At 50.6% G+C, this 6695-nt stretch carries 8 protein-coding genes and 1 pseudogene; all 9 read right to left on the reverse strand.

All coding sequences use genetic code 11. The annotated features are described in order from the left end of the window. Positions 1 to 23: 23 nt before the first annotated feature. Complete coding sequence (rpoN, locus tag ACWVCN_RS01945; protein ID WP_455243827.1) at positions 24 to 1535, reverse strand: RNA polymerase factor sigma-54; 1512 nt, start codon at positions 1533 to 1535, stop codon at positions 24 to 26. An 11-nt stretch (positions 1536 to 1546) separates the two neighbouring features. Continuing rightward, positions 1547 to 2329, reverse strand: a complete 783-nt coding sequence (lptB, locus tag ACWVCN_RS01950; protein ID WP_455243828.1) for an LPS export ABC transporter ATP-binding protein — start codon at positions 2327 to 2329, stop codon at positions 1547 to 1549. Next, the gene (locus ACWVCN_RS01955) at positions 2326 to 2895 is read right to left on the reverse strand and encodes an LptA/OstA family protein (RefSeq protein WP_455243829.1); all 570 of its coding nucleotides are present in this window, start codon (positions 2893 to 2895) and stop codon (positions 2326 to 2328) included. Before ACWVCN_RS01955 ends, lptB begins: the two co-directional genes overlap by 4 nt. Then, a complete protein-coding gene (gene lptC, locus ACWVCN_RS01960) occupies positions 2870 to 3382 on the reverse strand; it encodes an LPS export ABC transporter periplasmic protein LptC (RefSeq protein WP_455243830.1) in 513 nt (170 codons plus the stop codon). The genes ACWVCN_RS01955 and lptC overlap by 26 nt, the downstream gene beginning before the upstream one ends. Positions 3383 to 3694: 312 nt before the next feature. Further along, positions 3695 to 4042 (reverse strand): annotated as a pseudogene (gene rplQ / locus ACWVCN_RS01965) (50S ribosomal protein L17); the annotation flags it as partial. 16 nt (positions 4043 to 4058) lie between these two features. Next, positions 4059 to 5057: a DNA-directed RNA polymerase subunit alpha gene (locus ACWVCN_RS01970; RefSeq protein ID WP_455243831.1), complete on the reverse strand. Its 999-nt coding sequence runs from the start codon at positions 5055 to 5057 to the stop codon at positions 4059 to 4061. A gap of 79 nt (positions 5058 to 5136) precedes the next feature. Further along, positions 5137 to 5763 (reverse strand): 30S ribosomal protein S4, encoded by a 627-nt coding sequence (gene rpsD / locus ACWVCN_RS01975; protein ID WP_455243832.1) that lies wholly within the window; start codon positions 5761 to 5763, stop codon positions 5137 to 5139. A 98-nt stretch (positions 5764 to 5861) separates the two neighbouring features. Further along, entirely contained in the window at positions 5862 to 6245 is a 384-nt protein-coding gene (gene rpsK / locus ACWVCN_RS01980) for a 30S ribosomal protein S11 (protein WP_455243833.1), read from the reverse strand. 35 nt (positions 6246 to 6280) lie between these two features. After that, complete coding sequence (rpsM, locus tag ACWVCN_RS01985; protein WP_455243834.1) at positions 6281 to 6664, reverse strand: 30S ribosomal protein S13; 384 nt, start codon at positions 6662 to 6664, stop codon at positions 6281 to 6283. Between the last annotated feature and the right edge of the window lie 31 nt (positions 6665 to 6695).

Here is a 6695-nt window from a genome sequence, read left to right on the forward strand (position 1 = left end):
GACAGGAAGGAGGTCGGCGCTTTTTAGAAAAATCGTTTCCGCTGAGTGGCAGGCGGGATATTCTCTTCTGCGCGATATTTGGCAACGGTACGCCGCGCAATCAGCACGTTCCGGTCACGAAGCTTCGCGGCAATTTCCTCGTCCTTCAACGGCTGATTGGCATCTTCTTCTGCCACCATTTTTCGTATCATTTCGCGTACTGTAACCGAAGACAACATATCAGTTGGCTGATCCGCACGCTGCAACCCTGCATTAAAAAAGAACTTCAGCTCAAGCATTCCTTGAGGACAGTACATATACTTATTCGCAGTCACTCGGCTGATCGTAGACTCGTGCATCCCGATATCCTCGGCAACCTGCTTGAGGACCAGTGGTTTCAGATACTGAATCCCGTGCTCGAAAAATTGCTCCTGGAACTTCACGATGCTCGTGACGACCTTCACAATTGTCTTATTCCGCTGTTCAATACTTCGGATCACCCATTGGGCCGCACGTAGCTTTTCATCCAGGTAGGCTTTGGTCTCGGGGTTTCCACTTTCACCTGAATCCATCATTTGCTTATAGTAAGGGCTGATGCGCATCCGTGGCAACCCGTCATCGTTCAAAAGTACCACCCATTCTCCTTCGCTTTTGACGACAAACACATCCGGCACAATCGCATAGTTTTGTGTATTGGAAAATGGACGACCAGGTTTGGGCTCTAAGGCCTCGATAACTTTGGTGGCTTGAAATACTTCCTCAACAGTCACGTTCAACGCTTTCGCAATCTTCGCATATTGCTTTTTCTCAAGATCTTTCAAGTGATGTTGAATTACAGCCTCAACAACGGATCCCTTGAGTGCGCCGGGACGAGCTCCTAATGTTCCCATAGGGCTCTTTCCTAAATGCCCCAGCTGCAACATGAGACACTCCGATAGATCACGCGCGCCCACTCCCGTTGGATCGAAGGTTTGAATATCTCGCAGTACTGACTCCGCTTCCTGTTCAACTATATCTGTCCCAACTATAATTTCAGAAAGGGGTGTGCGGAGATACCCGTCATCATCTATATTGCCGATTAATAACCGGCCAATTGCCTTTTCCCGATCTGACAATCCTGACAGCGATAGCTGCCACAGTAGGTGGTCCTCAAGTGAAGCAGCCTTCGCCATGGTCTGTTCATAGGAAGGGAAATCATCTGACGAGGATGCCTGATTGTCGCCTCCGCCCGTCCGACGGTCACTACCAAAATACTCCTCCCAGCCGGAAGCGGACATCTCATCTGGGCTACCGCGTTCCTCCGGAGTCGCTTCTTCTGACGCAGCTGTTTCGGCGACTGATGTGCTCTCAGTATTCTCCACCGTCTCTTCCGACTCCGCTGTCTCACCCTCTTCGCTTTCTGCAGGAAGTTCATCCAGCAGAGGATTGTCCAGCAAGTGCTGAGCTAGGCTTTGTTGCAACTCCAAGCGGGAGAGTTGAAGCAACTTGATCGCCTGCTGCAACTGCGGCGTCATAATCAACTTTTGACTAAGCTTAAGATCCAGGCGTAATTTCATAATCGTCGATTCTATAACTTGAACCGGTCCCCTAGATAAACAGCGCGAGCCGTTTCGCTTTTAATGATCACTTCAGGAGAACCGGCTTCCAAGATGAGACCTTCGTTGATAATGTACGCACGATCTGTGATTGACAATGTTTCCTGCACGTTATGATCGGTAATGAGAATGCCAATTCCCTTGTCTTTAAGTCTGGTGATGATCTGCTGGATATCAGCTACGGCTATAGGATCGATTCCGGCAAACGGTTCGTCCAACAGCATGAAAGAAGGGTTTGTTGCCAATGCTCTCGTAATCTCCAACCTTCGCCGTTCTCCTCCGGAAAGGGCATAGGCCATACTCAACCTGATATGCCCAAGATCAAGCTCTTTAAGAAGTACCTCAACCCGCTCTGCCCTTTCTGCACGAGAGTAATCCAGCATTTCAAGAATTGCTACAATATTGTCTTGGACCGACAAACGTCGAAATACAGAAGATTCCTGAGGCAAATATCCGATTCCCTTTCGTGCTCGTTTGTACATAGGCAGAGAAGTGATGTCTTGGTCTTCCAGACGGATTATCCCTTCATCCGGCTGAGTCAAGCCCACCATCATATCGAAGATAGTAGTTTTCCCCGCCCCATTCGGTCCTAACAACCCCACAACCTCACCCGCTCGCACTTCAACCGAAACTCCCTTTACAACTTTCCTTGACCGAAAACTCTTCACAAGACCTTCAGCGCGCAATACAGCCGCCTCAGAATGCAGTTTACCCGCGGTCTCTGGTAACAAATGAGCGCGGACGGCTTCCGTCACTTTCCCCCTCCTTCTGATTGGATCTGAACATGAGAGCCTCCCTCCACAACGGTTCGGTCCTCGTTCAAGAAGAGTGTGATCTTTTTCCCGCTCACTCTGGTTCCCTTATCCCATGCCACGGGGTCACCGGTAAGCACAATCTTGTCCTCATCTCGGTAGTACACTGCTTTTTGGCATGTGGCATTCCCAGCATCCCTTTCGATTTTTACTCGGCCGATAGCCTCGATCTTACTCACAGCCCGGTTGGATACTGTATCTGGTCCTTTAGCTTTGCGAACCCCTGCTCCCGCCTGTTCCAACTTGTTTGATTCTTGAACCGCTGATCCCTGTTCGCGAAATAACACAACCATCTTATCGGAGTAAACAATGAGTGAGCCTCTCCTCAACACGACGGACCCGTCGAACACTGCCTCGCTGTCCTGGTTCTTGAAGGTCATTCGTTGTGACGTGACTGTCGTACTGGGACCTTGGTCAGATGATCCATTCGACGACGGGAGGGGCGCCGCTGAACCGATAACAGCTGAAGCTATAACTGTAGAACTAAGAGACAGGAGCCAAATCCACATGGACATCCTCAAGCACATGAAATTCTTCCGTATCCATATGACCCAACAATCCTCGCCCTTTTACTTCTAACCCATGACCAACGATTCGCACCGGCTCCTCTGTACGGAATTCTCTGGTCTCATCTTTCCAAGTCACGTAATTCGTATAAATTGTGTAGCCGCTTTCTGTGCGAATGATCAGCGGTTCAGACCGATTCTTCAATATGAAGTCCTTTGTTGCCGTATCAAGGGTACCTTCATCTCCTTGTACCGTCATTTCCCTCCCTTGCGAACCATACAGGGTGACCTCCACACCATCCAGTACCGCTTTCTTATCTTGTTCAAAAAGGCGGGCCTCACGAGCTTTAACCTGCCACTGCACCTGGTCACCCTTGGTCTGAGTAAAAGAAAAATGAGAAATAGCTGCATCAGCCTGACTAATCGTTCCTGGACCGGCGGTGGTTGGAGGCGGGACAGAAGCTGAATTTGTAGCGAGCAGATAAACCAAGAAACAGGCCAAGACAGCACTGAGCGTCAGAAGCCCACGTTGTACCCAACTCCTCCACGCAAGACTATTCATTTTCCACAAAGAAATCGACTGGCACGATACTAGCATGAGGGTGCGCGCAAGTAAACTCTCTGGAAGGAATCTGGGAACGGAGGTCTGGCTAAAATTAATAGATTACCAGAAAGAGGATTCGCGAGCAGCGTCTCAAGATATATCCGATTAGGTCTCGATCGAGACCTAATCGGATTTTTCTGTCTTCTCTGCAGGTGAGGGTAAAGACGTTTTCTTGGTTGCCGAAGCCTCTGCTTTCGCTACTAACTCAATCGCGACCATTTCGGCGGCATCACCGGTACGCCGCCTTGTCTTGACCATCCTCGTATACCCGCCTGGACGATCCCTGAATCTAACGGCAACGTCGCTAAATAATTTTGATACGACTGCTTTGCTTCGTAGAAAACTCAGGGCTTGTCGGCGGGCTGGCAATGATCCTTCTTTACCTAATGTTATCATGCGATCCGTAAACCCACGGATTTCCTTTGCCTTTGCCTCCGTGGTTTCAATCCGTTCATGTTCGAGGAGCGATGTGACCAGACTTCTAAACAACGCCCATCTATGCTTGGTCTGTCGCCCGAGTTGTCTACCTTTTTTTCTGTGACGCACGGCTCCCTCTTCTTCCTTACTCGACCTTCGGACTGCCGGCCTGAGCGGTTTCCTCGATTTTGACCCCCAGGCTCAATCCCATATCGGCAAGAATTTCTTTGATTTCGTTCAACGATTTCTTCCCAAAATTCTTAGTCTTCAGCATTTCAGCTTCGGTCTTCTGAACCAAATCGGCAATCGTCTTAATATTGGCATTCTTCAGGCAATTTGCCGCGCGTACGGACAACTCCAGTTCGTTGACGCTTCGGAACAGATTCTTGTTAATCTCCCGTTGCGCATCTTCTCCCACTAGCTCGCCACGACCCTCGACTCGAGCTTCTGGGTTGATGAAGATGTCAATGTGATCACGCAAGATTCCAGCTGCCGTAGACAATGCATCACTTGGCGAAATCGTCCCGTCAGTCCAAATCTCGACCGTGAGCTTGTCATAGTCCGTCATCCTCCCGACACGCGCATTCTCAACCTGGAAATTCACGCGTTTGATCGGAGAAAAAATCGAATCAATGGCGATCACCCCTATTGGGAGTCCCTCTTCTTTGTTCCGTTCAGCTGGCACATACCCGCGCCCATGCTTGACAGTCATTTCCATGTCAAGCATCGCATCCTTATCCAGTGTAGCGATGTGAAGATTAGGAGTAAGGATCTCTACGTCGGCATCGTGAACAATGTCAGACCCTTTAGCTTCTCCCGGACCCCTTTTCCTTAGCCGGATGGTTTTCGGTTTATCGGTGAGCAAAGCCAATCGCAAACCCTTCACATTCAGTATGATCGAGGTTACATCTTCGGTAACTCCCGGAATGGTAGAAAACTCGTGCAATACCCCTTCTATCTTTACCGTGGTCACAGCTGCACCCGTCAACGACGAGAGCAGCACACGCCGCAAGGCGTTCCCAATCGTCGTACCAAAACCTCGTTCGAATGCTTCCGTGGAGAACCTCCCGAACGTTGCGGTCGCCGTCTCTTTCTCGACCTCAACCCTCATCGGGATTTGAAAATCTTTCATCGCTTTGATCATGCGTCCCCCTTCATTCTCGCAACCGTCACACTCCCTGCGATGCATTCTGCAGAGGAGCTAAGGTTGCATGAAGTCGCCGTTATCTTGAATACAACTCCACGACCATTTGTTCGTTGACTGGAAGTGTAATTTGGTCCCTAGTCGGCAATGCTTTCACTGTCCCCTTAAACCCTGCCTTGTCCAACTCAAGCCAGTCGGGAATCCCACGCCCCTCAACTGACTCCAATGCCGTTTGAATCGTCGCCATGGCACGACTACGTTCCCGTACTGCTACAACATCGCCCGCACGCACCTGGGCGCCAGGGATGTTGGTCTTTCGGCCATTCACCGTTACATGACCGTGGTTCACAAGCTGTCTGGCCTCTTTCCGTGAAGCGCCGAAGCCTAACCGGTACGCGACGTTGTCCAAGCGGCACTCCAGCAACCTCAACAACGCTTCGCCGGTAACACCGGTTTTTCGTTCCGCCCGTTCGAACATCCCACGGAATTGGCGTTCCTGCAATCCATAGATGCGCCGGAGCTTCTGCTTCTCACGCAACTGTGTGCTGTAATCCGAAATTCTTGGGCGAGCCTGTCCGTGTTGCCCGGGCGGATAGCTACGCCGCTCAATCGCGCATTTCTCAGTCATACAGCGCGTACCTTTTAGGAACAGCTTTTCTCCTTCTCTCCGGCACAACCGACAGACAGGACCTCGATACTTTGCCACTTCTTTACCTCCAATTACCGCTCCCCCTCATCAATTGCGGGAGCATTATTCTTATCTCCGTTCCCAGCTCACCACCCTTTGCCGGACCTATACCTGTTTTACACTCGACGCCGTTTCGGCGGGCGGCAGCCGTTGTGAGGAATCGGTGTGACATCGCGAATCAAATTTATCCTGAGACCGGCTCCTTGCAGGGAACGAATAGCTGACTCCCGCCCAGATCCAGGACCGTTCACATACACGTCGACCTGGCGCATGCCACTTTCCATGGCTTTGCGTGCTGCTGCTTCACCGGCTCGCTGAGCAGCGAACGGTGTGCTCTTTCTCGACCCCTTGAAGCCCTGATTGCCCGCACTTGCCCACACAACCGTATTACCGCTCATATCAGTGATTGTGACAATCGTGTTATTGAACGAGGCTTGTACATGTGCAATCCCGTTCTGAACAATCCGACGTTCTTTCTTCTTCCCTTTTTTTACGCTCATACAGACTCCCTACAGCCGTACTGGTGAAAACTCTTTTATGGGCGAGCGGCTGGCTTCGGCTTGCTACCCACCCCAGCCCGTCTGCCTTTTCTCGTGCGCGCATTAGTTTTAGAACGCTGGCCGCGAACCGGCAATCCTTTCCGATGACGAAGCCCGCGATACGTCCCGATATCTATCAATCGTTTGATGTTCATCGACACGGTCTTTCTCAGATCACCTTCAACTTGATGTTCACGCTCAATAATTTCTCGAATCTTAACGATCTGATCTTCGGTCAGGTCCTTGACGCGAATATCGCCGTCAATTCCAGCTTTATCCAGGATATCGAGAGCCGCAGCCCGTCCGATTCCAAAAACATAGGTGAGCCCAATATCGGCTCGTTTTTCTCTTGGTAGATCCACTCCAGCAATACGTGCCATGTTTCCTCCCGTCCTGAAGCTAAGAGTCCCA

The sequence above is a fragment of the Petrachloros mirabilis genome (genome assembly GCF_975968855.1).

Excerpts from the sequence above, each read along its gene's own strand:
- rpoN (WP_455243827.1), bottom strand. The coding sequence starts at position 1,535 with ATGAAATTACGCCTGGATCTTAAGCTTAGTCAAAAGTTGATTATGACG.
- ACWVCN_RS01955 (WP_455243829.1), bottom strand. The coding sequence starts at position 2,895 with ATGTGGATTTGGCTCCTGTCTCTTAGTTCTACAGTTATAGCTTCAGCT.
- rpsM (WP_455243834.1), bottom strand. The coding sequence starts at position 6,664 with ATGGCACGTATTGCTGGAGTGGATCTACCAAGAGAAAAACGAGCCGAT.
- rpsK (WP_455243833.1), bottom strand. The coding sequence starts at position 6,245 with ATGAGCGTAAAAAAAGGGAAGAAGAAAGAACGTCGGATTGTTCAGAAC.
- ACWVCN_RS01970 (WP_455243831.1), bottom strand. The coding sequence starts at position 5,057 with ATGATCAAAGCGATGAAAGATTTTCAAATCCCGATGAGGGTTGAGGTC.